This window comes from Saccharospirillum sp. MSK14-1 (assembly GCF_003054965.1).
Classification (GTDB): domain Bacteria; phylum Pseudomonadota; class Gammaproteobacteria; order Pseudomonadales; family Natronospirillaceae; genus Saccharospirillum.
Genome location: NZ_MIES01000026.1, coordinates 240410 through 263441 on the forward strand (window position 1 = coordinate 240410; position 23032 = coordinate 263441).

Annotated in this window: 21 protein-coding genes; 12 read left to right on the plus strand and 9 right to left on the minus strand. The window is 53.4% G+C overall.

All coding sequences use genetic code 11. The annotated features are described in order from the left end of the window. Positions 1-199 precede the first annotated feature (199 nt). The gene (locus tag BGP77_RS05060) at positions 200-1486 is read left to right on the plus strand and encodes an MATE family efflux transporter (protein WP_158269275.1); all 1287 of its coding nucleotides are present in this window, start codon (positions 200-202) and stop codon (positions 1484-1486) included. 128 nt (positions 1487-1614) lie between these two features. Next, a complete protein-coding gene (locus BGP77_RS05065) occupies positions 1615-2211 on the plus strand; it encodes a hypothetical protein (protein WP_146171197.1) in 597 nt (198 codons plus the stop codon). A gap of 18 nt (positions 2212-2229) precedes the next feature. Here BGP77_RS05065 and BGP77_RS05070 read toward each other — a convergent pair whose 3' ends face one another. The 4 genes from BGP77_RS05070 to yihA all read right to left on the minus strand — a co-directional run bounded on the left by BGP77_RS05070 (position 2230) and on the right by yihA (position 4766). Continuing rightward, entirely contained in the window at positions 2230-3324 is a 1095-nt protein-coding gene (locus BGP77_RS05070) for a 5-(carboxyamino)imidazole ribonucleotide synthase (RefSeq protein ID WP_108163636.1), read from the minus strand. Beyond that, complete coding sequence (gene purE, locus BGP77_RS05075; protein ID WP_255414345.1) at positions 3324-3827, minus strand: 5-(carboxyamino)imidazole ribonucleotide mutase; 504 nt, start codon at positions 3825-3827, stop codon at positions 3324-3326. The genes BGP77_RS05070 and purE overlap by 1 nt, the downstream gene beginning before the upstream one ends. Next, on the minus strand, positions 3824-4078 hold the full coding sequence (locus BGP77_RS05080; RefSeq protein WP_108163637.1) for a YheV family putative zinc ribbon protein: 255 nt from the start codon (positions 4076-4078) through the stop codon (positions 3824-3826). Before BGP77_RS05080 ends, purE begins: the two co-directional genes overlap by 4 nt. Before the next feature lie 76 nt (positions 4079-4154). Then, complete coding sequence (yihA, locus tag BGP77_RS05085) at positions 4155-4766, minus strand: ribosome biogenesis GTP-binding protein YihA/YsxC (RefSeq protein ID WP_108163638.1); 612 nt, start codon at positions 4764-4766, stop codon at positions 4155-4157. A gap of 208 nt (positions 4767-4974) precedes the next feature. Here yihA and BGP77_RS05090 point away from each other — a divergent pair, with 208 nt between their 5' ends. The 4 genes from BGP77_RS05090 to BGP77_RS05105 all read left to right on the plus strand — a co-directional run bounded on the left by BGP77_RS05090 (position 4975) and on the right by BGP77_RS05105 (position 8807). Continuing rightward, positions 4975-5610 carry a cytochrome c gene (locus BGP77_RS05090; RefSeq protein ID WP_108163639.1) on the plus strand — a complete coding sequence of 212 codons (636 nt, stop codon included), beginning with the start codon at positions 4975-4977 and terminating at the stop codon, positions 5608-5610. Between the two features lie 145 nt (positions 5611-5755). Beyond that, entirely contained in the window at positions 5756-6385 is a 630-nt protein-coding gene (locus BGP77_RS05095; RefSeq protein ID WP_158269276.1) for a thiol:disulfide interchange protein DsbA/DsbL, read from the plus strand. 73 nt (positions 6386-6458) lie between these two features. Next, on the plus strand, positions 6459-7271 hold the full coding sequence (locus BGP77_RS05100; protein WP_108163641.1) for an endonuclease/exonuclease/phosphatase family protein: 813 nt from the start codon (positions 6459-6461) through the stop codon (positions 7269-7271). A gap of 87 nt (positions 7272-7358) precedes the next feature. Beyond that, the gene (locus BGP77_RS05105; protein ID WP_108163642.1) at positions 7359-8807 is read left to right on the plus strand and encodes a GGDEF domain-containing protein; all 1449 of its coding nucleotides are present in this window, start codon (positions 7359-7361) and stop codon (positions 8805-8807) included. Between the two features lie 15 nt (positions 8808-8822). Here the strand turns inward: BGP77_RS05105 and BGP77_RS05110 are convergent, their stop codons facing one another. Then, positions 8823-11147, minus strand: a complete 2325-nt coding sequence (locus tag BGP77_RS05110) for a hybrid sensor histidine kinase/response regulator (protein ID WP_108163643.1) — start codon at positions 11145-11147, stop codon at positions 8823-8825. A gap of 161 nt (positions 11148-11308) precedes the next feature. On the opposite strand from BGP77_RS05110, the gene BGP77_RS05115 reads away from it, so the two are divergent. Both BGP77_RS05115 and BGP77_RS05120 read left to right on the plus strand, forming a co-directional pair. After that, entirely contained in the window at positions 11309-11800 is a 492-nt protein-coding gene (locus BGP77_RS05115) for a peroxiredoxin (RefSeq protein WP_108163644.1), read from the plus strand. Positions 11801-11892: 92 nt separating this feature from the next. Further along, positions 11893-12207, plus strand: coding sequence for an MGMT family protein (locus tag BGP77_RS05120; RefSeq protein WP_108164367.1), 315 nt, complete (start codon positions 11893-11895; stop codon positions 12205-12207). A gap of 89 nt (positions 12208-12296) precedes the next feature. On the opposite strand, the gene gyrB is transcribed toward BGP77_RS05120, so the two are convergent. Genes gyrB through dnaA form a run of 4 tightly spaced genes read right to left on the minus strand, consistent with a single transcriptional unit; the run spans position 12297 to position 18383 of the window. Next, a complete protein-coding gene (gene gyrB / locus BGP77_RS05125; RefSeq protein WP_108163645.1) occupies positions 12297-14714 on the minus strand; it encodes a DNA topoisomerase (ATP-hydrolyzing) subunit B in 2418 nt (805 codons plus the stop codon). A 6-nt stretch (positions 14715-14720) separates the two neighbouring features. After that, positions 14721-15809, minus strand: coding sequence for a DNA replication/repair protein RecF (gene recF, locus BGP77_RS05130; protein ID WP_108163646.1), 1089 nt, complete (start codon positions 15807-15809; stop codon positions 14721-14723). 18 nt (positions 15810-15827) lie between these two features. Then, positions 15828-16937, minus strand: a complete 1110-nt coding sequence (gene dnaN / locus BGP77_RS05135; protein WP_108164368.1) for a DNA polymerase III subunit beta — start codon at positions 16935-16937, stop codon at positions 15828-15830. 24 nt (positions 16938-16961) lie between these two features. After that, positions 16962-18383 carry a chromosomal replication initiator protein DnaA gene (gene dnaA, locus BGP77_RS05140; protein ID WP_233252304.1) on the minus strand — a complete coding sequence of 474 codons (1422 nt, stop codon included), beginning with the start codon at positions 18381-18383 and terminating at the stop codon, positions 16962-16964. A gap of 570 nt (positions 18384-18953) precedes the next feature. On the opposite strand from dnaA, the gene rpmH reads away from it, so the two are divergent. From rpmH to mnmE, 4 genes are all read left to right on the plus strand, one after another. Beyond that, the gene (rpmH, locus tag BGP77_RS05145; RefSeq protein ID WP_108126598.1) at positions 18954-19088 is read left to right on the plus strand and encodes a 50S ribosomal protein L34; all 135 of its coding nucleotides are present in this window, start codon (positions 18954-18956) and stop codon (positions 19086-19088) included. A gap of 1 nt (position 19089) precedes the next feature. Continuing rightward, positions 19090-19470: a ribonuclease P protein component gene (rnpA, locus tag BGP77_RS05150; RefSeq protein WP_108163648.1), complete on the plus strand. Its 381-nt coding sequence runs from the start codon at positions 19090-19092 to the stop codon at positions 19468-19470. A gap of 162 nt (positions 19471-19632) precedes the next feature. Next, the gene (yidC, locus tag BGP77_RS05155) at positions 19633-21306 is read left to right on the plus strand and encodes a membrane protein insertase YidC (protein ID WP_108163649.1); all 1674 of its coding nucleotides are present in this window, start codon (positions 19633-19635) and stop codon (positions 21304-21306) included. Continuing rightward, positions 21303-22667 carry a tRNA uridine-5-carboxymethylaminomethyl(34) synthesis GTPase MnmE gene (gene mnmE / locus BGP77_RS05160; protein ID WP_108163650.1) on the plus strand — a complete coding sequence of 455 codons (1365 nt, stop codon included), beginning with the start codon at positions 21303-21305 and terminating at the stop codon, positions 22665-22667. The genes yidC and mnmE overlap by 4 nt, the downstream gene beginning before the upstream one ends. Positions 22668-23032: the final 365 nt, after the last annotated feature.

Genomic DNA, 23032 nt, shown 5'->3' on the forward strand with positions numbered 1-23032 from the left:
AAACGGTCGAAGTCAGTATAAACACGGTTGTTTTTAAAACCCAAGCGTCGACTGAGTCCGGGCTTATTTCAACTGGCCTACTTTGATCCTATTTCATTTGTAAAAACAAGGCGTTAGTCGGATCATCGACGGTCTATTTTTTTGCAGCACCGAGATGAATTCGATTCCAGCCACCGCCTGGCACAGGACGTGGTCACTGATGTGGCCCGTTATGTTGGCCAATGCGTCCATGCCCTTGCTGGGTTTGGTCGATACCGCCGTTCTGGGTCATTTAGATGACAGCGTTTATCTGGCCGGCGTCGCACTCGGTTCCAGCTTGATGGCGTTTGTATTCTGGGGCTTCAATTTTCTGTCGATGGGGCTGTCCGGTTTTACCTCTCAAGCCTATGGCGCACGCAACGCTGCCTTACTCAGAACTCAGTTGGCACAATACAGTCTGGTTGCTTTGCTGCTGATCAGCCTGGTTCTCGCATTACACCCCTGGCTCATCGCCGCTGGCCTCAACTTTATGGACGCTTCGAACGCGGCTACGGAAGAAGCGCAACTCTATTTGAGCATTCGTGTCTGGGGTGTTCCGGCACAAATCTTCAACACCATGCTGCTGGGGTTCTTTACCGGCATGCAGAATACCCGCATCAGCCTCTATACCGTGTCGCTGGCGCAGATGGTCAATCTGGTATTGGATGTGGTGCTGGTTTACGGCTTTGGTCTGACCACCGCCGGCATTGCTCTGGGTACGGTGTTAAGCGAATACTTGGCACTGACATTGGTTCTGGTGATGCTCACCCGAACGTTGCGCCGGCTCGATCCGGGACTCGATCGCAGCCTGCTGCATCAGCTACGCGCTTATAAAGCCATCTTTAACGTCAGCGCCAGCCTGTTTCTGCGTACTTTCTTATTACTCAGCGGCTTTGCCTGGTTTAATCGTCTGGGTGCTCAGTTCGGCAATGATGTTCTGGCGGCTAACGCCATTCTGCTGACGTTCTTAACCCTGATTTCCAATACCCTCGATGGCAGTGCGGCAGCGTCCGAGGCTCAGGTTGGACTGGCCATTGGTCGTGGACGCACCGACCAGCTGCGCACGGTATTGTGGACCACCGGTCTGGCGGCTTTGGCGCTGATGATGATCATGAGCCTGTCGTTTGCAGTCGCCGGAGGGTTGATCATCGATTTACTGACCGGCCAGGCCCAACTTGAACAATTGGCTCGCCAGTATCTGCCCTGGATCATGGCATTACCCTTAGCCGGTGGCCTGGCGTTCTGGCTGGATGGGGTTTTTATTGGCGCTCGGATGACTCAACAGATGCGCAATGGCGTCATTTTCGGTTTTACGCTCTTTCTCTGTTCCAGCCTGCTGCTGCCAGCTAACAACCACTGGCTGTGGTTTGGTTTCTCATTGATGTTCATTGGACGCTCATTTTGGATGCTGAGTGTCTTCCGTTTGCATTTAATTCCGAAAATTCGACAGGCAAAAAAAGCACCTTAAACTACACTTATTCGCATCATTCAATCGAGACTGTTGCTTTGTCGCTAACCACCCAGTCCCAATCTGAATTGCGTGACTCCAGCGTTCTGTCCGTAATCCATCGCCAACCCTTTGAAGAGTCAGCGACCATGCCGTCGAGCCGTATCAATAGGGCACTGCAACAAGCGTTGAACGCGCCCGATGGCGCACCGAATATGGCCCGCTTTATCGCCACCTTCCAGCGCAAGCATCCTCAACTGCTCAAAGCAGAGCAGGGCGATATCGAGCATCCACTGACGGCGTTCCTGAACGACTATGTCCGTTTACTACCGGGGCTTTTGGTGGAGATAGACCAGTCCTGCCATTCATTGAACATCGCCGGCACCAGTCAGCAGTTACTGGTGATTCTGGATCAATTCTTCGCGGCCATTGAACCGGCCCGCTTTGATTATGGTTTGGTCGGGGTGCTGGATAAGGTGTATTTCGGCCACCGCCTGGTGGAGGAATTGCACGATCAGTTAATGATGCGACACGGCCAACCGATGATCAGCTGGGACACCACCTTAGCGAACTTACTGGTCCATACACTGATTGGTGACAGTTACGCCATCCGCCTGGATATGACGGCGCAGGAAATCGTTGGCTATCTGCCCACTGCTGACGCACCCGTCACGCCTCAAGCCAATGGTCATATCCACTGGCCTTGCCTGGTTCGAGAGCACGGCTTAAGTCTGTTATTGAGTTAAATCGGTTGCCCGGGACACTCAGTTGGGCAGTTCATTGCGCAACAACGCTTCAAGCTGGTCACACCGCTGCCGCAATTGCTCGGCCGTTTCGGCGGTCACCGTAATATGCCCAATCTTGCGTCCGCGACGTGGCGCTTTGCCATAGTCATGCCAGTGCGCTCCCGCAATGGCCATCACCAAGCTACGCTCAGGCATGGCGCCGATCAGGTTATACAATGCAACGGGTCCTCGCGTCTGGGTGTCTCCCAGCGGCAAGTCGGCCACCGCCCGCACATGGTTTTCAAACTGACTGCAAACACTGCCTTCTATTGTCCAGTGACCTGAGTTGTGCACCCTTGGCGCAATTTCATTGGCCAACAACCGGTCGCCTACAACAAAGAATTCAAACGCCAAGACGCCCACATAATCCAACGCGTCCATCACCTCACCCACGGCTTGCTCAGCGTTGGCTTGAAGTGGGTGATCGGTCAGTGGCTCAGAACGATAGAGCATACCCTGGCGGTGTTCGTTTCGAACCAGCGGATAAAAAGCCAGCTCGCCTGAAGCGGAACGAACGCCAATGCAGGACACTTCATAATCGAAGGCAACAAAGCCCTCGAGAATCATGGGTACCTCACCCAGTTCGGCGAAGGCGTTTTTAACGTCGGCGCTTTCACGCAAGACTTTCTGGCCTTTGCCGTCATAACCCAGAGTGCGTGTTTTCAGGATGGCAGGCAGGCCAATGCGAGCAACAGCATCGTCCACATCGGCTTGGCTGGCAATATCGGCCAAAGGCGCGGTTTCAATGCCCAGCTGTTGGAATAAACTTTTTTCCAGCCAGCGATCCCGGGCCGTGGCTAGCGCCTGTGACGACGGGTAGACCGGTAAGTGCTCTGCGATCTGTGCAACGGTCTGCGCTGGCACACTTTCAAACTCAAAGGTGACCCGATCGACTGACGCCGCCAGTTGATTAATGGCCAGCGCATCATCGTAAGCGCCTTGGACCAAGGTTCCAAAGGGCGCCGCACACGCATCGGCGGAAGGATCAAGAAAGCTCAGCTGAATATTCAGCGGCGAGGCTGCCTGAGCCATCATGCGGCCCAGTTGTCCGCCACCGATTACACCAATGCGCATCAGGCCCCCGGAATCGGCCGGGCCAATACACGATCGGTTTGGCGTTGACGGAAATCGAGCAATGCCTGGCGCACCGCCTCATCGTGATTGCTCAGTATGCTGGCAGCCAGAATCGCCGCATTAATAGCACCGGCTTTACCAATAGCCAGCGTCGCCGTCGGCACACCGGCGGGCATTTGCACAATGGACAGCAGCGAGTCGACACCCGAGAGCATGCTGCTTTGCACCGGCACGCCCAGCACCGGTAAATGCGTTTTGGCCGCACACATGCCCGGCAGATGGGCGGCGCCACCGGCACCGGCAATGATCACTTCCAAACCGCGGTCAAATGCCGTTTCGGCGTATTCAAACAATAAATCCGGTGTCCGATGCGCCGATACCACCTGGCTTTCGAAACCAATACCTAACTCAGTCAAGGTATCGGCACAGTGACTCATGGTGCTCCAATCGGACTGGGAACCCATGATGATGCCCACTTTTATCGTGCTAGCCTGGTCGGTCACTGAGAAGAATCCTTACTGGGGGTTTGAGGATCCAAAATACGCACGGGCTGCGCTTCGGTATCCGCTTGCTGATTGGGTTGGTTAACTCGCGTATCCAGTTCAGTGGGTGCATTCACCGCTTGGCTGATGCGATCGGTAAAGCCGCATTCAACGCATTCGCGCACCATCACATCACCGTCATTGCCAGCCTTGAGGGTGTCCATTTCGCCGCAGCGCGGACATACCGCCCCGGCGATGAATCGAATTGACATAAGCACCTCAGGAAAAGGAGCGCATTATAACGGCCGTGGTTGGCAGCGTCATGTGCCTGGACCGACCAAAAGCGACTCAGTCTTGCTCGTCCAACAGTTGACCGCTGAGCCAACTTTCCAGCTCAGCCACACCGTCTTTTTTCAGTGAACTGAATAACTGCACCGACAACCAACTGGCTTGCGACTGCAACTGAGAGCGCACACGTTGAAAAGTACTGGCCGCCGGGCCGCGTTTGAGCTTATCGGCTTTGGTCAGCAGCACTCGCAGCGGCATTTCGGTTTCAATCGCCCAGCGCACCATCATTTCGTCGAAGTCGGTCATCGGGTGGCGCACGTCCATTAACAGCACCACGCCTTTCAAACTGGTTCGCTCAGCCAAGTATTCGCCAATGTTGCGATCCCAGTCTTCTTTCATGTCTCGATTCACCTTGGCGTATCCATAACCGGGCAAATCGACCAGGCGATAATCCCCTGACGACAGTGAAAAAAAGTTAATCAGCTGGGTTCGGCCCGGCGTCTTGGAGGTTCGGGCTAATTTCGAATTTCGGGTCAGGCTGTTTAACGCGCTGCTTTTACCGGCGTTCGAACGACCGGCAAAGGCCACTTCGGCACCGGTGTCTGGCGGGCAATTGGTCAGACGAGGCGCGCTGGTTAAAAAGCGGGCTGAATCGAAACGCGGGGCAGTCATGCGAATTCCTTGGAAAAAAGGGCAGTTTACCTGAAAGCAGCGCCGGGCATGAAAAATCCCTTCAAAGGGCAGGGTTTCTTCTCAACCCCGACCGCACTCTATATAATGCGCGGACATCTACCCCGGCAGCCGCACAATAAGCGGGGCGACCTTCTGAAAAGTAACGCCGGCTGCCGCCCACATTCATTCTGGATTTGCGGGACGCGACATGAAGAAACTGATCGTTGGCTTGGTGATGCTGGCAGGTGTTACCGGCCTGGCATCGGCAGAAGAGGGTGACGCCGCACGAGGCGAGACGCTGGTTCAACAGTGCACCGCCTGCCACGGCGCCGCTGGCGCTTCCACTATCAGCAGCAACCCCAAGCTAGCCGGGCAAGGTGAAGCTTATCTGTTGAAACAACTGCAAGACATTCAGAGCGGTGCCCGCGTTGTTACCCTGATGGCTGGTCAGCTGGATAACCTCGAAGAGCAGGACCTGGCTGATATTGCGGCTTACTATTCTGAGCAAGATAAAACCGTCGGCACCGCTGATCCCGACCTGGTCGAACTGGGTGAACAACTCTACCGTGGCGGCAACCCCGAAACGGGCGTTCCAGCCTGTGCCGGCTGCCATTCACCGACCGGTTCCGGCAATGCACCCGCTGCTTTCCCGATGTTGTCCGGCCAGCATGCTGACTATATCGCTTCCCAGTTGCACAAATTCCAAGCGGGTTACCGTGCTGACGAGCCGACGAATGACGCTCGTACCAACGACGGTGAAAGCATGATGATGCGCGCAACTGCCTTCCGCCTGAAAGACTTCGAGATCGAGGCACTGGCCAGCTACATAAACGGCCTGCATTGATCCGAACCCGGCATTCAGGCCGGATTCAGACGCGGTAAAGAGAATGAAAAGCGGACCCCGGTTACGGTGGTCCGCTTTTTTTGGCTTCGGCTTTCCGGCAAAGTTAGCCTCCGCCAGCGCTTTCGATGATGATGGAGACAAATGCATGCTCAAACGCCTGATGCTTACCGCCGCTGTTCTGGTACTGGGTATCACCGCTGCCCAAGCCGAAGACTTTCAAGCCGGCACTCACTACCGAGTTCTTCCTGAAAAACTGCCTACCAGCTATCGCGGCGATGAAGCCGGTGAAATCCAGGAAATTTTCAGCTACAGCTGTATTCACTGCTTCAATTTAGAGCCTTTTGTACAAAGCTGGATTCAAAGCAAACCGGATGACATCCGCTTCACTCATGTGCCGGTTTTGTTCAATGACCGTCAGTTGCCCGAAGCGCGTGCTTACTACGCCACTCAGTTCCTGGATGTTGCTGACGCGACTCACATGCCCATCTTTAACGAGATTCATCTGAATCGCCGCCGTCTGGCTAGCGACGAAGGCTTTGCCGATTTCGTCAGCCAATTTGGTGTATCCAAAGACGACTACCTGGAAATGGCAGAGTCTTTTGCAGTAAATGCCCGCATCAACCAGGCGCGCGTTATCACTCAGAAAAGCGGTTTGACTGGCACACCCAGTCTGGTCGTCAACGGTCGCTATCTGATCGATGGCCGCATGGCGGGCAGCAATCAGCGCATGTTTGACGTAGCTGAATGGCTGGTGCGTAACGACCCTGCCCAATAAGTCTCTGGCACGCTAGACTGAATTGGCTGATCGCAACGATCAGCCAACATCTGTTCCAGAGGATCCTGCCTTTATGAACCGCGCCGCTTCGGCCAATCGCTTTCCAGTTCACCTCTGTCGGCCCGACGACTTTCATGCCTCTTCACCCGGCCATCTGAGTTTTCTGAGCTACAACATTCAGGTTGGCATTCAGACTCGACATTACTCAGATTATTTTCTGCGCGCCTGGCAGCATGTCTGGCCATCGCGTAATCGTCAGGCCAATCTCGATCGCATTGGTGATTTGCTGCGCCACTTTGATGTGGTTGCGTTGCAGGAAGCCGATGGCGGCAGCTTTCGGTCTGGCTTCGTCAATCAGGTTGAATACCTGGCAAAAAAAGCCGATCAGCCTTACTGGTATCAGCAGCTCAATCGTAATCTCGGACCCGTTGCCCAACACAGCAACGGCATCATCAGCCGTTTTCCGCCACATGAGATCAACACCCATACGCTACCGGGATTACCCGGGCGCGGTGCCATTGTTGTGAAGTTAGGCGACAGTGAACCTCTGCTGGTGGTTATGATGCACCTGGCGCTCAGTCGGCGCGCTCAGAATCAACAATTGCGTTTTATCCGCAATCTTATCGCTCTTTATCCCAATGTTATTTTGATGGGCGATATGAACACGCACAGTTTGCGTTTGCTCTACGACTCTCCGTTGAAAGATTCCGGCCTTAAATCGGCTCACGCCCGAGCAACCTTTCCAAGCTGGCAACCGCAACGCTGCCTCGATCAGATACTGGTCAGCCGCCACCTGAAGATCACCCGCATGGGCGTGCTGGACTTTCCGCTATCGGATCATTTGCCGGTTGCTATCGAAATCGAATGGCCGCCGAATAAAAATTGATCACAGACCCTGCAGAGATCAACGACTATACTGCGCGAATCATTCGACGCATTGGGACATCCCAGCGGTAAAGGGATCACAGGTGGCATGAACACGATCGAAGAAGAATTACGCCGGGGCGTGCTGGATCTGGCATTGATGCTGAAAGGTATCGATGGCGAATTAGATGCTGCGTTGGACCATTTAAAGCAGGTTTTGAAGCAGCGTGACGATCTGGACACCGATGCTTTCCGTGATGCGTTGGCACAAGCCGATGCGCGCTTCGATCAAATTGAAGAGGTCGCCGAATCCGGCACCCAGCAGCTTTACCGTCTGTATCAGTCGTTGATGGATTTAAACGCCGATGCGGCATCCAAGTCATTCAGCTTGGCTGTTGAACAGAAACATCAGTATTTGTTCGACGCGTTAAAGCTGTCTGAAGATGCGCTTCGCCTGGTTCCTCATAGCGCTTCACAGACAGCGGATGAAAACACCGACAAACTCAAACGTCTGCACCAGAAACTGTGCTCCCGCTTTATCACTCTGCTGCGTACGCTGGCGATTCTGGGTGACGAAGATGGTCAGTTGCAGTCACTGGCGCGTCGTCTGGAACCGATGCCCGACTGGCCTGAACTGGATGGCTTGGCCGAAGAAACCATTGCCTTAATACAACGCCGTCTCGATGCCGAAAAAGGCCAGTTCCAGTATTACCTCAATCAGCTCAGCGAAAAGCTGCGCAGCATTAATGAGTTGATTGGACAAAACAAACAGGCCGTCAGTGACCTGACAGAACTGAACGATAATCTCGATCAGCAAGTCGATGACCAAATTGCTCGGGCGCGATCGGCCATTACCAGCGCCGTCAATATGGAACAACTGCGAGCCAGCCTGAACGATTCCATCGAAGGTTTGATGTCACTCCTGAACGACTTTCAAAGCCGCACACGCAACAGCCTGCTGGCCATGAACCGACGGCAACAAGAACTCAATCAACACTTGGATGCGTTACAGGAAGATAATCACCGACTGATCAAACAGGTGACTCAGGAACGCGAGATTGCCCGCCGTGACCCACTGACTCAACTGCCTAATCGACAAGGCTTTGAACAACGACTGGAACAGGAAATTGCGCGCAGTGATCGCTACGGTCAGCCACTGAGTATTGCGTTGATTGATGTCGATCATTTCAAACAGATCAATGATCGCTATGGCCACCTGGCAGGCGACCGCGTGCTGCGAATCCTCGCCAAGGAAATGCACAGCCAGCTGCGTAAAACCGATTTTCTGGCGCGCTTTGGTGGCGAAGAGTTTGTGATTTTATTGCCGGAGTCGGGTCGGGATAACGCCCTTGCTGCCATAGAGAAAATGCGCCAGCACATCAGCCAATGCCCGTTTCACTTCCAGGACAGTCCAGTGCGGATCACCATTTCTGCGGGTCTTGCGATTCACAAGCCTAACGAAGAAGCAGAACATTGGTTGCACCGTGCCGACAAGGCCTTGTATGAAAGCAAAGACAACGGTCGCAATTGCACCACCGTCAGCGACGACCAGCAATAAACCAAGGTTCACCACTCAGCCGTAGCGAGACAGTACCTTCTCCAGTTGGCGAGTACTCACTGGCTTGGTCAAAAAGTCATCCATACCAGCATCCAGGCAGCGTTGCCGCACTTCTTCCAGAGCGTGTGCCGTTAGCGCCACGATGGGTAACCGAATCTGCTGTTGCCTCTGTTCGTAATCGCGGATCAGGCGCGTAGCCTGATACCCATCCAGCTCTGGCATTTCACAATCCATCAAGATCAGATCCGCCGGTCGCTCTGCTTGTTGCCGAGCCTCGACAATTTCATCGCCGTTTGTTACCAATATGATGTTATGGCCCAGTTTTTCCAATAAGCCCCGAATAACCCGCTGGTTCACCACGTTGTCTTCGGCGACCAAAATCGTCAGTTGCCGCGAAGCTGGCAGGCTGGCGTGTTCTTCGACCGTGTTTTTCTGAGCGTGACCCAGCTGAAGAGGCACCCGAAGCTGAAACTCAGTGCCCTGTCCCACCTGGCTGGATACGTTAAGCTCGCCGCCCATCAGATGCACCAGTTGACGACTGATCGCCAAACCCAGGCCTGTTCCGTAGTCCGCCCGTTCATGGGCAGCATGCACCTGAGAATAGGCATTAAACAGGGAATCCATTTCGGCAGCGGCAATACCAATACCGGTATCAACCACTCGGCATTGTAACCAGGGGTTCCCCTGGCGACGTTCACAACTGACCGTAATATCCACCGAGCCTGCATCGGTAAATTTGATGGCATTGCTGATCAAATTCGATAACACCTGACGCAGACGTTGAACATCAATGCGAACATAGTCCGGTACCGAAGCCGCAACCTCCGACGTTAGCATCAGCCCTTTACGTTCTGCCTGGGCATAGAACAGCTGGGTTTGCTGGTCGATGAGCAACCGGATATTGATGGACTCCACATTCAGCGACATCTTGCCCGCTTCAATCTTGGAGTAATCCAGGATGTCATTAATCAGCGCCATCAAGGAGGCACCCGAGCCCTGGATGGTATGCACGTAGCTGAGTTGTTCATCATCGAGCCGGGTTCGAGCCAGAATTTCCGTCATTCCCAGAACGCCATTCAGCGGCGTTCGGATCTCATGACTGATCTGTGCCAGAAAATAGCTTTGTGCTTCGGCTCGCATCCGTTCCCGCTCACTGCTTTCTCGCAATAACCGGATACGGTGCGCCAAAGCAAAGCTCAGCAACATGGTTTCCAGAAAGGCTCCGATTTTGGACACCACCGTTGGCGGCCACGGTAATTGAATCAGGCCACTGCTACTGAGTAAGAAAAGGATGTTACCGAGATAGAAAACCGTCCAGGCCAGCACAAAGAACTTGGCGGCCATGACACCCTGGTGCCAGGCATACAACCCCACCAACAGTGCCATCGTCAGGTACAAGGCACTGTTAATCGTCAATAGCAGGCCCATCAAAGAGCGTTCAAGGTGCCAGGCCGACATCGCCAGGACTAACTGAAATCCGATGGCCAGAGCGACAAATATCGTCAGTCGCCGTGACAGTCTTGGCAGATCCAGAAACTTAACAATAAAGCAGCCGATAAACGCCAGCGTCAGCCCCGACAACAAATAGTTAATTCGGGTGTCGTAACCCTGTCCCTCCCACCAGAAGTATTGAAACAGATAGCCGTCGAGCGAGAATTGGATGGCACCAAAACAGCCAATAAAGAGCACGTACCACAGATAGCTGCTGTCGCGGACCGTCATAAACAGGAAGAGGTTATAGGTCACCATCGCCAGGATGACGCCATAGAACAGCCAGTTGGCAAAGTCTTCTAACTGGATGTTCGACCAGAAAGTTTCCCCAGGATGAAGCTCCATCACCAGGTTACTGTTCGAAGTTGCATCAATGCGCATTAAGAAGGTCGTGGGGCCATAGACTTCCAGCGGCAGTACAAAGTAGCGATGATCTTTCGCCCGGCTGTCAAAGGGCCGCATCGCCCCAGTCCGCTGAACCAACCGCGGTCCGGAGTTATCGAACAACTGATAAAGATCAATGTACTTCAAAGACGGGTTGGCGATGACCAGATCCCATTCTTTGTGAATTGACCGACTGGCATCGAGCCTAAAAAGAATCCAGATAACACCGAAGCGGTAGTTGTGTTTAAGCTGACCGTTAGTGGTTTCCTCCCACTGTGAATCAAAGGCATCTGATAGCACTTCGAAGGGAGACAGCTGTCCACTGTCGTCGGTCAAAACCAGCACCTGATCGCCTAACTCCATCGACTGATCCGATTCCAGCGCAATGGATTCAAAGTCGATGGCAGCGTAGATCGAGGTAGAGAACAGAGAGAGGAACAGCAGCCTCAGCTGCCAGATCCTCATTGGACGTCACCTATTACATCCAGCATCGGGACAATTTCATCCGAACCATTGCCCCCAATCAGAGGCAGACTAATAATGAACCTTATGGCGTTCATCCGACGGGTGACTCCAGTCATTTAATAAGCAATTCAAGCACTTAAACATAGAGAGAGAACACCGGTATGTCTATTCAAGTTGGCGATATCCTGCCGTCGGATATTCTGCTCTATCGCATGGCCGAGAGCGGCCCGATCAGCGAATCCACCCAGTCCCTCTTCAAGAACCAGCGCGTAGTCCTCTTTGCCGTACCCGGCGCCTTCACACCCACCTGCAGTCAGGCTCACCTGCCAGGCTTTGTTGTTGCTGCCGACCGACTGAAAGCACAAGGCGTGGACCGGATCATCTGCCTGAGTGTGAATGATGCCTTTGTCATGCATGCCTGGGGACAACAACACAATGCCGAAACCATCGACATGATGGGCGATGGGAACGCGGATTTTGTGAAAGCCTTGGGTTTGGATATGGACGCCAGTGGGCGTGGCATGGGTATTCGTTCGCGCCGTTTTGCATTGATTGCCGATGACGCCAGCGTCAGTTGGATCGGCTTGGAAGAGCCAGGACAGTTTGAAAAGAGTTCTGTCGAAGCGGTACTTACTGCACTTCAATCGTTGTAGGCCACCGGTTGGATGATAAAAAGGTTCCACGTGGAACCTTTTAAATCTGCAACATGCGGCTCATTCATTCGCCAATCGACCCGAGCAAACTCATGACGCACAGCGACCCTCAGCCAAAAACCGTGTTCTACCAAACACTCGCGGCCATTCCCGCTGGCTATTACACCAGTTATGGCCGTATTGCCGACCTCTGTGGCGTTCACGTGCGGCAAATACAGGCTTGGTTACGAACACTGCCACGCGACTCTGGTTTGCCTTGGTTTCGGATCATTAACAGCCAACGCAAGATCACCGAACACCCCGGTGCCGTCACTCAATACAAGAACCTGGCCGCAGAGGGCCTGTTACCCGACAAAACCGGTCGATTCCCCAAAGATCGTTATTGGCCAGACTGCCTCGATTCATAATGTTCCACGTGGAACATGCCAGTCGCATTATCGTCCAGGCATAAAAAAAGCGCCGTAATGGCGCTTTTTTGTTGGCAAACCTGGCGCGATCAGTAATCCAGATTCGTGACCAGCAAGGCGTTGGTTTCGATGAAAGCACGACGAGGTTCAACCTCATCGCCCATCAACGTATTGAATATCTGGTCCGCCGCAATGGCGTCTTCAATGGTCACCCGCAACATGCGTCGTGATTCCGGATCCATTGTGGTTTCCCACAGTTGTTCCGGGTTCATTTCGCCCAGACCTTTATAGCGCTGGATATTGTAGCCACGTTTGGCTTCACCCATCATCCAGTCAATAACGGCTTCGAAACTGTCGACCGACTCAGACTTCTCGCCACGCTTCAGATAAGCGCCTTCTTCGATCAAACCATCCAGACGCTCATTCAGCGCAACGATGGCCTTGTATTCCTGACTTTCAAAGAAAGCGTGTGAGAACTGATAGTCTGTCGCCAATCCATGAGCCACGGCCTGCACTTTAGGCAAGAACACATGGCGTTCAGTATCTTCGGTAATGGAGATCTGATAGACGGTGCTACCGGCAGCCAGGCGGTCGGCCAACCGGTCACTCAGACGGTCTGCCCAATCGGCAACCTGGGCCTGATCAGCGCGCATTTCTGCGGTCAGTTCTGGCAGGTAAATCATCTCTTCCATCGCTGCACGCGGATAGACACGACTCATACGATCAATGCGCGCCATCACGTCTTTATACTGGGTCACCAAGCCTTCCAGCTGCTCATCACGAATCGGTGCGGCACCTTCGTTAACGTACAGCTCAGTGCCGTCCAGCGCCTGGGAAATCAGGTACTGTTCCAGTGTTTTCTCATCTTTGATGTACTGTTCCTGCTTGCCTCTCTTCAGCTTGAACAACGGTGGCTGAGCAATGAAGATGTGGCCATTCTCGATCAACTCCGGCATCTGCCGGAAGAAGAAGGTCAGCAGCAAGGTGCGGATGTGAGAACCGTCGACGTCGGCGTCCGTCATGATGATGATGGAGTGATAACGCAACTTTTCCAGATTAAACTCTTCGCGACCAATGCCCGTACCCAGAGCAGTAATCAAGGTGCCGACCTCAGCCGACTGAAGCATCTTATCGAAGCGCGCTTTCTCAACGTTCAGAATCTTACCTTTCAACGGCAGAATCGCCTGGGTCCGACGATCCCGACCCTGTTTGGCTGAACCGCCCGCGGAGTCACCCTCCACCAGGTAGATTTCTGACAGACCGGGATCTTTCTCCTGACAATCTGCCAACTTTCCAGGCAAACCAGCAATATCCAGCGCACCCTTACGACGCGTCATATCGCGCGCCTTACGAGCGGCTTCACGGGCACGGGCCGCATCGATCATCTTGCCGACCAGGATTTTGGCTTCGTTAGGATTCTCCAGCAGGAAGTCGGAGAAGGTCTTGCCCATTTCCTGCTCCACCGCCGGCTTCACTTCCGACGACACCAGCTTGTCTTTGGTCTGGGAGCTAAACTTCGGATCCGGAACCTTCACCGAAATAATCGCCGTCAGGCCTTCACGAGCATCATCACCGGTGGTCTGAACCTTGTGCTTCTTCTGTAGGTTCTCAGACTGAATGTAGTTATTCAGCGTCCGGGTCAGCGCCGCTCGGAAACCGGCCAAGTGAGTTCCACCATCGCGCTGCGGAATGTTGTTGGTGTAGCATAGGATGTTTTCCTGGTAGCTGTCGTTCCATTGCATGGAGACTTCAACACCAATACCGTCTTCTTCGCGCTGATAGGAGAAGTGGAAGACCTGACTCAAGGTCTGTTTGTTCTTATTCAAATACTCAACGAAGGCTTTCAAACCCCCATCGTATTTAAAGTATTCTTCCTTACCAGAACGCTCATCCTTCAGATGAATTCCGACACCCGAGTTCAGGAAACTCAACTCACGCAAACGCTTTGCCAGAATGTCGTAGGAAAACTCGATGTGCGTGAAGGTTTCCGGGGACGGCTTGAAATGAATGGTGGTGCCGGTGTATTCGGCGTCACCGACCGCCGCCAACGGAGCCGTCGGCACGCCGTGCTGATAAATCTGCTCATGAACCTTGCCAGCACGACGCACCGTCAGGGTCAGCTCAGATGACAGAGCATTCACCACCGACACACCCACACCGTGCAGACCACCAGAAACCTTATAGGAGTTATCGTCGAATTTACCGCCGGCGTGCAGCACCGTCATAATAACTTCGGCGGCTGACTTCCCTTCCTCGGGGTGCATATCGGTTGGAATACCACGGCCATTGTCTTCGACACTGATGGACTCATCCGGGTGAATCAACACTTTGATATCGCTGCAGTAACCAGCCAGAGCTTCATCGATGGAGTTATCGACCACCTCGAAAACCATGTGATGCAGACCGGTACCGTCATCGGTATCACCGATGTACATGCCGGGACGCTTACGAACCGCATCCAGACCTTTCAGCACCTTGATGCTCGAGGAATTGTATTCATTACTCATTCGGGTTTACTCCCCATCGTCCATTGCCTGAACCTGGCCTTGTTCCACGTGGAACAATTTTACCCGGTCCGGCGCTTGCCAAAATTCGCTCAAAGGCTCCGGATCAACACTGGTCATAAAGACCTGTCCAGTCAGCCCTTCCATTAACCCACCCAACTTACGGATATGGTTGCGGTCCAGTTCGGCCGGCAAATCATCGACCAGAAAGGTCGTGGGTCGGTTATGAACGTCTTGTAGGTGAAGGCTCTGCGCTACTTTCAGCGCACATACCACCAACTTTTGCTGGCCGCGAGACAACACATCACTCGCCGCCTGATTGTTAACCTTGATGCGCATATCTGCGCGCTGTGGACCGGCCTGGGTGTAACCCAACTTACAGTCCCGATCCCACTGACTATCCAGCATTTCGACCAGTGATCGGCTTTTATCCCAGCCCCGATAATAATGAATGCGTAAGGCTGGCAATTCGATCAACGCATCCAGAACCTGATGAAACCGCGGCACAAAGCCTTCCAGATACTGCTTTCGATAGTCGTCCAGACGTTCAGCGGCGGCAATGAATTCACGCTGCCAAACCGCCATCTGAGCCGGGTCTATTTTACCAGATCGCAGCAGTGAGTTCCGGTTTTTCAGGCTCTTCTGTGCGCTCTGCCAGGCACTGTGAAAGTCGAGATCCTGATGGAATACTCCCCAATCCAAAAACTGCCGTCGATGGCTGGGTGCGCCTTCCAACAACAGGAATGAATCGGCATGGATTAACTGCAAAGGCAGTCGATGAGCCAGCTCGGATACAACCGCTAAAGCTTCACCATTGAGCCGAATAGAATGCTGACCCTGACGAGATCGCTGCACCCCAATACGAGTGCGATCGTTGAGCTCCGCAAAGACGGTAGCCTGGTCTTGTGTGTCACCAATTAAGGTGCGCGTGCGGGAGACTTTAAAGGAACGTGCCAGCGCCAACAGATGAATGGCTTCGAGAATGCTGGATTTGCCCGCGCCGTTATCGCCGTAAAGGACGTTAACGCCCGGGCCGGGGTGGAATTGGGTGTCGGCAATATTGCGGACACCCTGAATGGTCAGCCGATCAATCGACATCCCTGCAATGGATCCGGATTACAACCGCATTGGCATAACAACGTAGACGGAAGAATCGTCGTCGAAGTCGCTCAGCAAAGCACTTGAATTGGCATCGGCCAAAACGATTTTGATTTGCTCACCGGAAGTCACGTTCAAGACGTCCAATAAATAGGTGACGTTAAAGCCAACTTCGAGTTCCGGTCCCTGATAATCAATTTCCTGATTCACCTCAGCTTCTTCTTGCTCGGGGTTATTGGCTTTCACCATCAGGTTGTTATCACTGAGTAACAAGCGAACGCCGCGATATTTCTCGTTCGAAAGGATAGCTGCGCGACTGAAGATCGAGCGTAATGACTGACGATCGCCGACGATTTCTTTGTCACCGCCACGAGGCAATACGCGCTCATAATCGGGAAACTTGCCGTCAACAAGCTTAGAAGTGAATGTGAACGCCGGAGTACGTGCACGAATATGGTTAGCACCTAAGGACACATCCACCGTTGCCTCGGCTTCGTCACCCATCAACCGGTTCAGTTCCAGAATACCTTTGCGCGGCACAATCACCTGGCGGCGCTCATCCAGTTCCAGACCCGGTGCTGCTTTGCTGCTCATGGCCAGACGATGGCCATCCGTCGCTACCGTTCGTACCTGGCCACGACTCAATTCCAGCAACATGCCGTTAAGGTAATAACGAACATCCTGTTGCGCCATGGCAAAAGCCGTCGCATCAACCAGTTGCTTCATCGTGACCTGAGGCAACATAAAGTCGAGGGTGTTTTCATCGTCCTCAACGTTCGGGAAATCCGAGGCAGGCAAGGTCGACAAGGTAAAGCGGCTGCGACCGGAAGTGACCACAACGCGATCTTCGTTCTGCACCAAGGTAATGGGCGCATCGTCCGGCAATGAACGAACGATATCGATCAGCTTTCTGGCCGGTACCGTAATGGCACCATCAACAGCACCGTCGGCCAGCTCAACCCGACCAACAATTTCCACTTCCAGATCGGTACCGGTTAAAGACAACTGACTGCCTTCAACCTCCAATAACACATTGGACAGTACTGGCAGCGTCTGTCGTTTTTCGACCACGCCTCCCACCAGTTGCAGTGGCTTTAACAAAGCATCGCGTGACAGCGTGAATTGAATCATGAGTCCGTTTCCATCCCTATATCAGGTGGTCAGCGTTCGTAACAGGTTGTTGTAATCTTCATTAATGTCTCCGGTCGTTTCGCGCAATTCCTTCACCTTACGGCAAGCGTGCAAAACGGTCGTATGGTCGCGCCCACCAAAGGCTTCACCAATTTCTGGCAAGCTGTGCTGAGTCAGTTCTTTGGCCAAAGCCATCGCAACCTGACGAGGACGGGCAATACTGCGACTGCGTCGTTTGGAATGCAGATCGGAGATTTTAATTTTGTAATATTCGGCCACGGTGCGCTGAATGTTTTCAATACTGACCTGTTTGTCCTGCAACGCCAAGAGATCCTTCAGGGATTCCTTAACGAAGGCCGTATCAATAGCGGCACCGGTAAATTGTGCATTGGCCACCACGCGTTTTAATGCCCCTTCCAATTCACGAACATTGGAACGAATGCGCTGGGCAATAAAAAAGGCAGCATCACCGGGCAACTTCACCCGTGCTTTTTCTGCCTTCTTCATCAAAATAGCGACCCGAGTTTCCAGATCAGGCGGCTCGACTGCAACCGTTAACCCCCATCCAAATCGACTCTTTAAGCGGTCTTCCAGACCTTCAATTTCTTTTGGGTAACGATCACAGGTCAAAATCACCTGTTGATTGCCTTCCAATAGCGCATTAAAGGTGTGAAAAAATTCTTCCTGGGAACGGTCTTTCTTAGCAAAGAACTGAATGTCATCGATCAGCAATGCATCCAGACTGCGATAGAAACGCTTGAACTCTGCCATGGCATTGAGCTGTAACGCTTTCACCATGTCGGCCACAAACCGTTCTGAATGCAGATAGACCACCTTGGCACTGGGGTTCTGCTCAACAATGCGATTACCAATCGCCTGCATCAAGTGCGTCTTACCCAGACCTACGCCACCGTATATAAAGAGTGGGTTGTAAGCACCGCCAGCGTTATCAGCAACCTGTTGACTCGCTGCCAGGGCCAGCTGGTTCGATTTACCTTCCACAAAGGAAGTGAAGGTAAAACTCGGATTCAGGTACGACTGGAACTTACCTTTGCCACGCTTGGCGCCAGTTGTCTGCACTGGCTCTGGTGCCAGACGGTCGGCCAGCTGGGCCGCCGGTTCTGCTACCGGTGTCGTCGTTTCGTTCACCGGCTTTTGCGCTACCGGTGTCGCAGTAGCCGCCCGGGTCGGTGCCGTTGCAGTCGCCCCTTTGACTTCCACCAATACCTCAGTATTGACGGCGCCAAACTGAACCATCAATTCCTCAATGCGATGCAGGTACTTATCGCGCACCCAGTTACCCACAAATCGATTCGGTGCCTGCAAGACCAATGCATCACCATCCAAACGATGGCTCAGAGGACGGATCCAGGTGTTGAACTGATGCGACGGGACCTCGCCACGCAACAGATCCAGGCATTGATGCCAGGCTGACTCGGGCACGGACACTCCGAACGGGTCTGGGAAATGGCCTGCCATTCTAACTTGACCGCCGGGCCCTTGCCAGTCGTTACCGCTTCTCAAACGTAACTGCTTTTTTGGTTAAAGAATCAATAACTTATCAGACGATTGGCTTTGGAAAGGTCTGTGGGTAAGCAGGCTTACAAGGCTGTGTGCAAGTACTGAAAAGCGAATGAATAACTCAGGCTGTGGAAAACAAGGGTAGTTATACACAGTTCGCACACCGGTCGTGCCCGCTTAACTCCCGCCTTCTCAATGCAGATGTTATGTCTCTATCTTATTGTTTTATATAGGTTTTTTTTGCTTAACCACAGAAATTGGCGGTACTAACAATGAACAAATACATACAATCCTTTCATACATACCTTACCTAATAATCTTATTTATCTGTCTCACTCAGACCGAACGACCATTGAACATAAAATGGACATTGAAGTAGAACGACAAAGCCTTTAGAATCCGCGATCCAAATTCAGGGGTCGGTGCAAAGTCCGCATCGAGCCAAAGTCTTAACCGGAAGCCTTGCTTCCCAATCTTGTGGTGAGAACCCATATGAAACGTACATTTCAACCCAGCGTCCTGAAGCGCAAGCGTACTCACGGCTTCCGTGCCCGCATGGCTACCAAGAACGGTCGTAAGGTTCTGGCACGTCGTCGTGCTCGCGGACGGGCTGCACTGACCGTCTAAGATGGTTGTAAACGGACATCCTCGTGCCCATCGTCTACTGACAGCCGGGGATTTCCGTTCGGTCTTTGACCAGGTTGATGTCAAAGCCGCCTGCCCCGAACTGTTGCTGCTCGCTCGAACCAATGCCGATGCTCAGGCTCGTCTTGGTTTTATTATCTCTCGCAAGAATTGCCGCAGCGCTGTCGCACGCAATCGCGTCAAACGCATTGCTCGTGAAATCTTCCGCACTCACTATGCCGACTGGCCTCAGCTGGACATCATCTTGATGGCCCGGCCGGGTATTGATCAGCTCAGTAAAGAAGATCTGCATCGATTGATTGCCAAGCAACTGCAACGCCTGACGCGGCGTTGGCATAAAAGCCAAACAGCGGCGGCTGAATAAGCGCCTTTTGGCTGGCAAATCCCCCCTTTGACAGGTACCATTTCGGCGCTTTTTTACCCAGCCCGGCGCCAACTGCCTTCCTCTTTCTAATCTGGCTTTTGTTACAGTCCAGACGGCGGTTTTACGCGATTCCGGGACGAATGATCTGACTGGAAACTGATTATGGATGTGCGTCGTATCCTCCTGATCGCGGGTCTTGCCGTGGTCTCCTACATGATGATTTTGCAGTGGTCTAGCGACTACTCGGATTCAGCCCCGGAACAACAGGCTGTCAGCAGTCAATCGACTGTTAGCGATGTGCCGGTTGCCGCTGCAGGAAGCAGTGAAGTGCCAACGGCCACAGCGGAAGGTGGCGAGACCAACCAGGTGGTTCAAAACGAATCGTCGGTCAGTGGCACGGTGATTGATGTGCGCACCGATGTGTTGAATCTGCGCATTGATCTCAATGGCGGCGACATCGTTTTTGCCAGCCTGCCGAAGTATCCGCAGCATGCGAATACGCCGGATCGTCCGTTCACCATTCTGGAAAACCAGCAACGCACCTACACCGCCATGAGTGGTCTGGTGGGTGAAGACGGCATTGATACTGACGGTCGCGCCAGTTTTGAAACAGCGCAATCAAGTTATCGTCTGTCCGACGGCAGCGAAGAACTGGAAGTTACCTTGAGTTACGCCGCCGACAATGGCCTGGTGGTGAACAAGGTCTTTACCCTGACTCGCGGTAGCTACCTGATCAATGTGCGTTATGACCTGACCAACAACGCCAGCGAATCGCGCAGCGCCAATCTCTTTGGTCAGATCAAACGCGACCGTTCCGACGATCCAAGCCAGGGCGGCGGCATTGGTATGGCGTCTTATCTGGGCGTGGCAACCACCACACCCGATGACCGCTATAAGAAGATCAAGTTTGGTGACATGGAAGACGAAACGTTCCGTGTCAGTCAGGAAGGTGGCTGGATTGCCTTTCTGCAGCACTACTTTGAATCGGCTTGGGTGCCGGCCAGTGATCAGACCCACAACTATTACGCCCGTCAGTTGAATAACGGCTTGTACTACGCCGGTTTCCAATCACCGACAGTCACGTTGGCACCCGGCGAGAGTGCCTCAACCGGCGCGGATCTGTACGTAGGTCCAAAAGTTCAGGAACGTTTGGAAGCCATTGCTCCGAACCTGAATCTGACTGTTGATTACGGTTGGCTGTGGTGGGCTGCTCAGCCGTTGTTCCACCTGCTGGAATTCATGCATTCGCTGGTCGGTAACTGGGGCTGGGCGATTGTTTTGATGACCCTGACGGTCAAAATCGTGCTCTACCCGCTGACCGCGTCCAGCTATCGTTCCATGGCGAAGATGCGCAAGTTCGCGCCGAAGATGACGCAGCTGCGTGAGCAATATGGCGATGATCGCCAGCAGCTTGGTCAGGAAATGATGAAGCTGTACCGCAAGGAAAAACTGAATCCGATGGGCGGCTGTTTGCCGATCCTGATTCAGATGCCGGTCTTTATTGCGCTGTACTGGGTATTGAAAGAATCGGTTGAACTGCGTCAGTCGCCGTTTATTTTCTGGATCGAAGATTTGTCGATCAAAGATCCGTTCTTTGTGTTGCCGCTGTTGATGGGCGCGTCCATGTTCCTGCAGATGCAAATGCAACAGCAGCCGACCATGGATCCGACGCAGGCGCGGATCATGAAGATGATGCCAGTGGTATTCACCTTTATGTTCCTTTGGTTCCCGGCCGGTCTGACCCTGTACTGGTTCGTCAATAACGTCACCACCATCGTTCAGCAATGGATCGTTAACCGCCAGTTTGAAAAGGCGGAAGCGAAGAAGGCTCAGTGACGATAACCACAGACACCATCTGTGCGTTGGCCACCCCGCCCGGTCGCGGCGGGGTTGGCATTATCCGGGTATCCGGATCCAAGGCCGGCGAGCTATGCCGGACCATTATCGGGCGCGATCTGCCGCCCCGCTATGCTTACCATGGCGCTTTCTACGATGCTGACGGCCAGGTTCTGGACGAAGGCATCGGTCTGTTTTTCCCGGGCCCGAATTCGTTTACCGGCGAAGACGTGCTCGAGCTTCAGGGGCATGGTGGCCCCGTTATTCTCGATCTGCTGATTCAGCGCCTGCTTGATCTGGGTGCGCGTCTGGCGCGGCCGGGTGAATTTTCCGAACGCGCATTTTTAAACGACAAACTCGATCTGGCCCAGGCCGAGGCCATTGCTGATCTGATTGATGCCTCATCAACGGCCGCAGCGCGGTCTGCCGTACGTTCATTGCAAGGCGCGTTTTCGCGTGAAGTGCAGACGTTGGTTGAGCGATTGATTGAGCTGCGTATCTATGTCGAAGCGGCCATTGATTTTCCCGAAGAGGAAATCGATTTTCTGTCCGACGGCCGGGTTCAGGCCGATCTCGATGCCGTGTCCGATCATTTGCAACGGGTGTTAGCCACTGCGAATCAGGGCAGCCTGATGCGCGACGGCATGAGTGTGGTGATCGCCGGTCGTCCCAATGCGGGTAAAAGCAGCCTGTTGAATGCGCTGGCCGGACAGGATCGTGCCATCGTCACCGATATTGCCGGCACCACACGCGATGTACTGCGCGAACATATCCACATCGATGGTATGCCGTTACACATCATCGATACCGCCGGTTTGCGCGATGCACCCGATGAAGTGGAGCGCCTGGGTGTGGAGCGTGCCTGGAACGAGATCGAACAGGCCGATCGGGTCCTGCTCATGGTCGATGCGACCGAAACCGACGCGCTCGAACCGGCGCAAATCTGGCCCGAATTCGTACATCGTTTGCCGCCTGAGGCGGCGCTTACGGTGGTGCGTAACAAGATCGATCTGAATCAGGAATCCCCAGGGTTATCCACAGCTTTGACCACACCGGTGGTGCGTTTATCGGCGCAATCGGGGGTGGGGCTCGATGCCTTGCGTGATCACCTCAAACACTTGATGGGTTACGACAGCACTCAGGAAGGTGGCTTTATTGCTCGTCGCCGTCACCTGGAAGCCTTGCAACAGGCGCAGCGGTTTATCGCCGCCGGTCGCGAGCAACTAGCTGGTGCCGCAGCCGGTGAGTTACTGGCGGAAGATTTGCGTCAGGCGCAGCAGGCGTTGGGTGAAATCACCGGTGAATTCAGTTCGGACGATTTGCTGGGGCGGATTTTTTCCAGTTTCTGTATTGGTAAATGATGTGATGTCCAAGGATATCCAAAGATGTCTGTAGGTCTGTTCCGACCACATCTATCGGCTGGCACCGTCGAGGAATCTGTTGAGGTAAGTCCATTTGGGGCGTTGGGGCCTCTTTTTAAGTAGGTCGTTCCCTTGTTTTTCCGGCAGACACTTAAAATCGACGATGATTATCAGACACTGATACAGTTTCGGATCAAAGCATCATTGAATTAGCGATCATGAAACGCTGAATTGTGGGTATCTTGCGGCCAGAAGGTTTGCCGCCATATGGAAGCGAAGCTCTCAGTATTTGGATCCGTCCCTAGAATCACTGGCCGCAATGTGCCAAACCTATCGTGCACCTTGAAATGCATGTCCGATTACAG

Excerpts from the sequence above, each read along its gene's own strand:
- BGP77_RS05060 (WP_158269275.1), top strand. The coding sequence starts at position 200 with ATGTGGCCCGTTATGTTGGCCAATGCGTCCATGCCCTTGCTGGGTTTG.
- BGP77_RS05065 (WP_146171197.1), top strand. The coding sequence starts at position 1,615 with ATGCCGTCGAGCCGTATCAATAGGGCACTGCAACAAGCGTTGAACGCG.
- BGP77_RS05070 (WP_108163636.1), bottom strand. The coding sequence starts at position 3,324 with ATGCGCATTGGTGTAATCGGTGGCGGACAACTGGGCCGCATGATGGCT.
- BGP77_RS05080 (WP_108163637.1), bottom strand. The coding sequence starts at position 4,078 with ATGTCAATTCGATTCATCGCCGGGGCGGTATGTCCGCGCTGCGGCGAA.
- yihA (WP_108163638.1), bottom strand. The coding sequence starts at position 4,766 with ATGACTGCCCCGCGTTTCGATTCAGCCCGCTTTTTAACCAGCGCGCCT.
- BGP77_RS05090 (WP_108163639.1), top strand. The coding sequence starts at position 4,975 with ATGAAGAAACTGATCGTTGGCTTGGTGATGCTGGCAGGTGTTACCGGC.
- BGP77_RS05095 (WP_158269276.1), top strand. The coding sequence starts at position 5,756 with ATGCTCAAACGCCTGATGCTTACCGCCGCTGTTCTGGTACTGGGTATC.
- BGP77_RS05100 (WP_108163641.1), top strand. The coding sequence starts at position 6,459 with ATGAACCGCGCCGCTTCGGCCAATCGCTTTCCAGTTCACCTCTGTCGG.
- BGP77_RS05105 (WP_108163642.1), top strand. The coding sequence starts at position 7,359 with ATGAACACGATCGAAGAAGAATTACGCCGGGGCGTGCTGGATCTGGCA.
- BGP77_RS05110 (WP_108163643.1), bottom strand. The coding sequence starts at position 11,147 with ATGAGGATCTGGCAGCTGAGGCTGCTGTTCCTCTCTCTGTTCTCTACC.
- BGP77_RS05115 (WP_108163644.1), top strand. The coding sequence starts at position 11,309 with ATGTCTATTCAAGTTGGCGATATCCTGCCGTCGGATATTCTGCTCTAT.
- BGP77_RS05120 (WP_108164367.1), top strand. The coding sequence starts at position 11,893 with ATGACGCACAGCGACCCTCAGCCAAAAACCGTGTTCTACCAAACACTC.
- gyrB (WP_108163645.1), bottom strand. The coding sequence starts at position 14,714 with ATGAGTAATGAATACAATTCCTCGAGCATCAAGGTGCTGAAAGGTCTG.
- recF (WP_108163646.1), bottom strand. The coding sequence starts at position 15,809 with ATGTCGATTGATCGGCTGACCATTCAGGGTGTCCGCAATATTGCCGAC.
- rpmH (WP_108126598.1), top strand. The coding sequence starts at position 18,954 with ATGAAACGTACATTTCAACCCAGCGTCCTGAAGCGCAAGCGTACTCAC.
- rnpA (WP_108163648.1), top strand. The coding sequence starts at position 19,090 with ATGGTTGTAAACGGACATCCTCGTGCCCATCGTCTACTGACAGCCGGG.
- yidC (WP_108163649.1), top strand. The coding sequence starts at position 19,633 with ATGGATGTGCGTCGTATCCTCCTGATCGCGGGTCTTGCCGTGGTCTCC.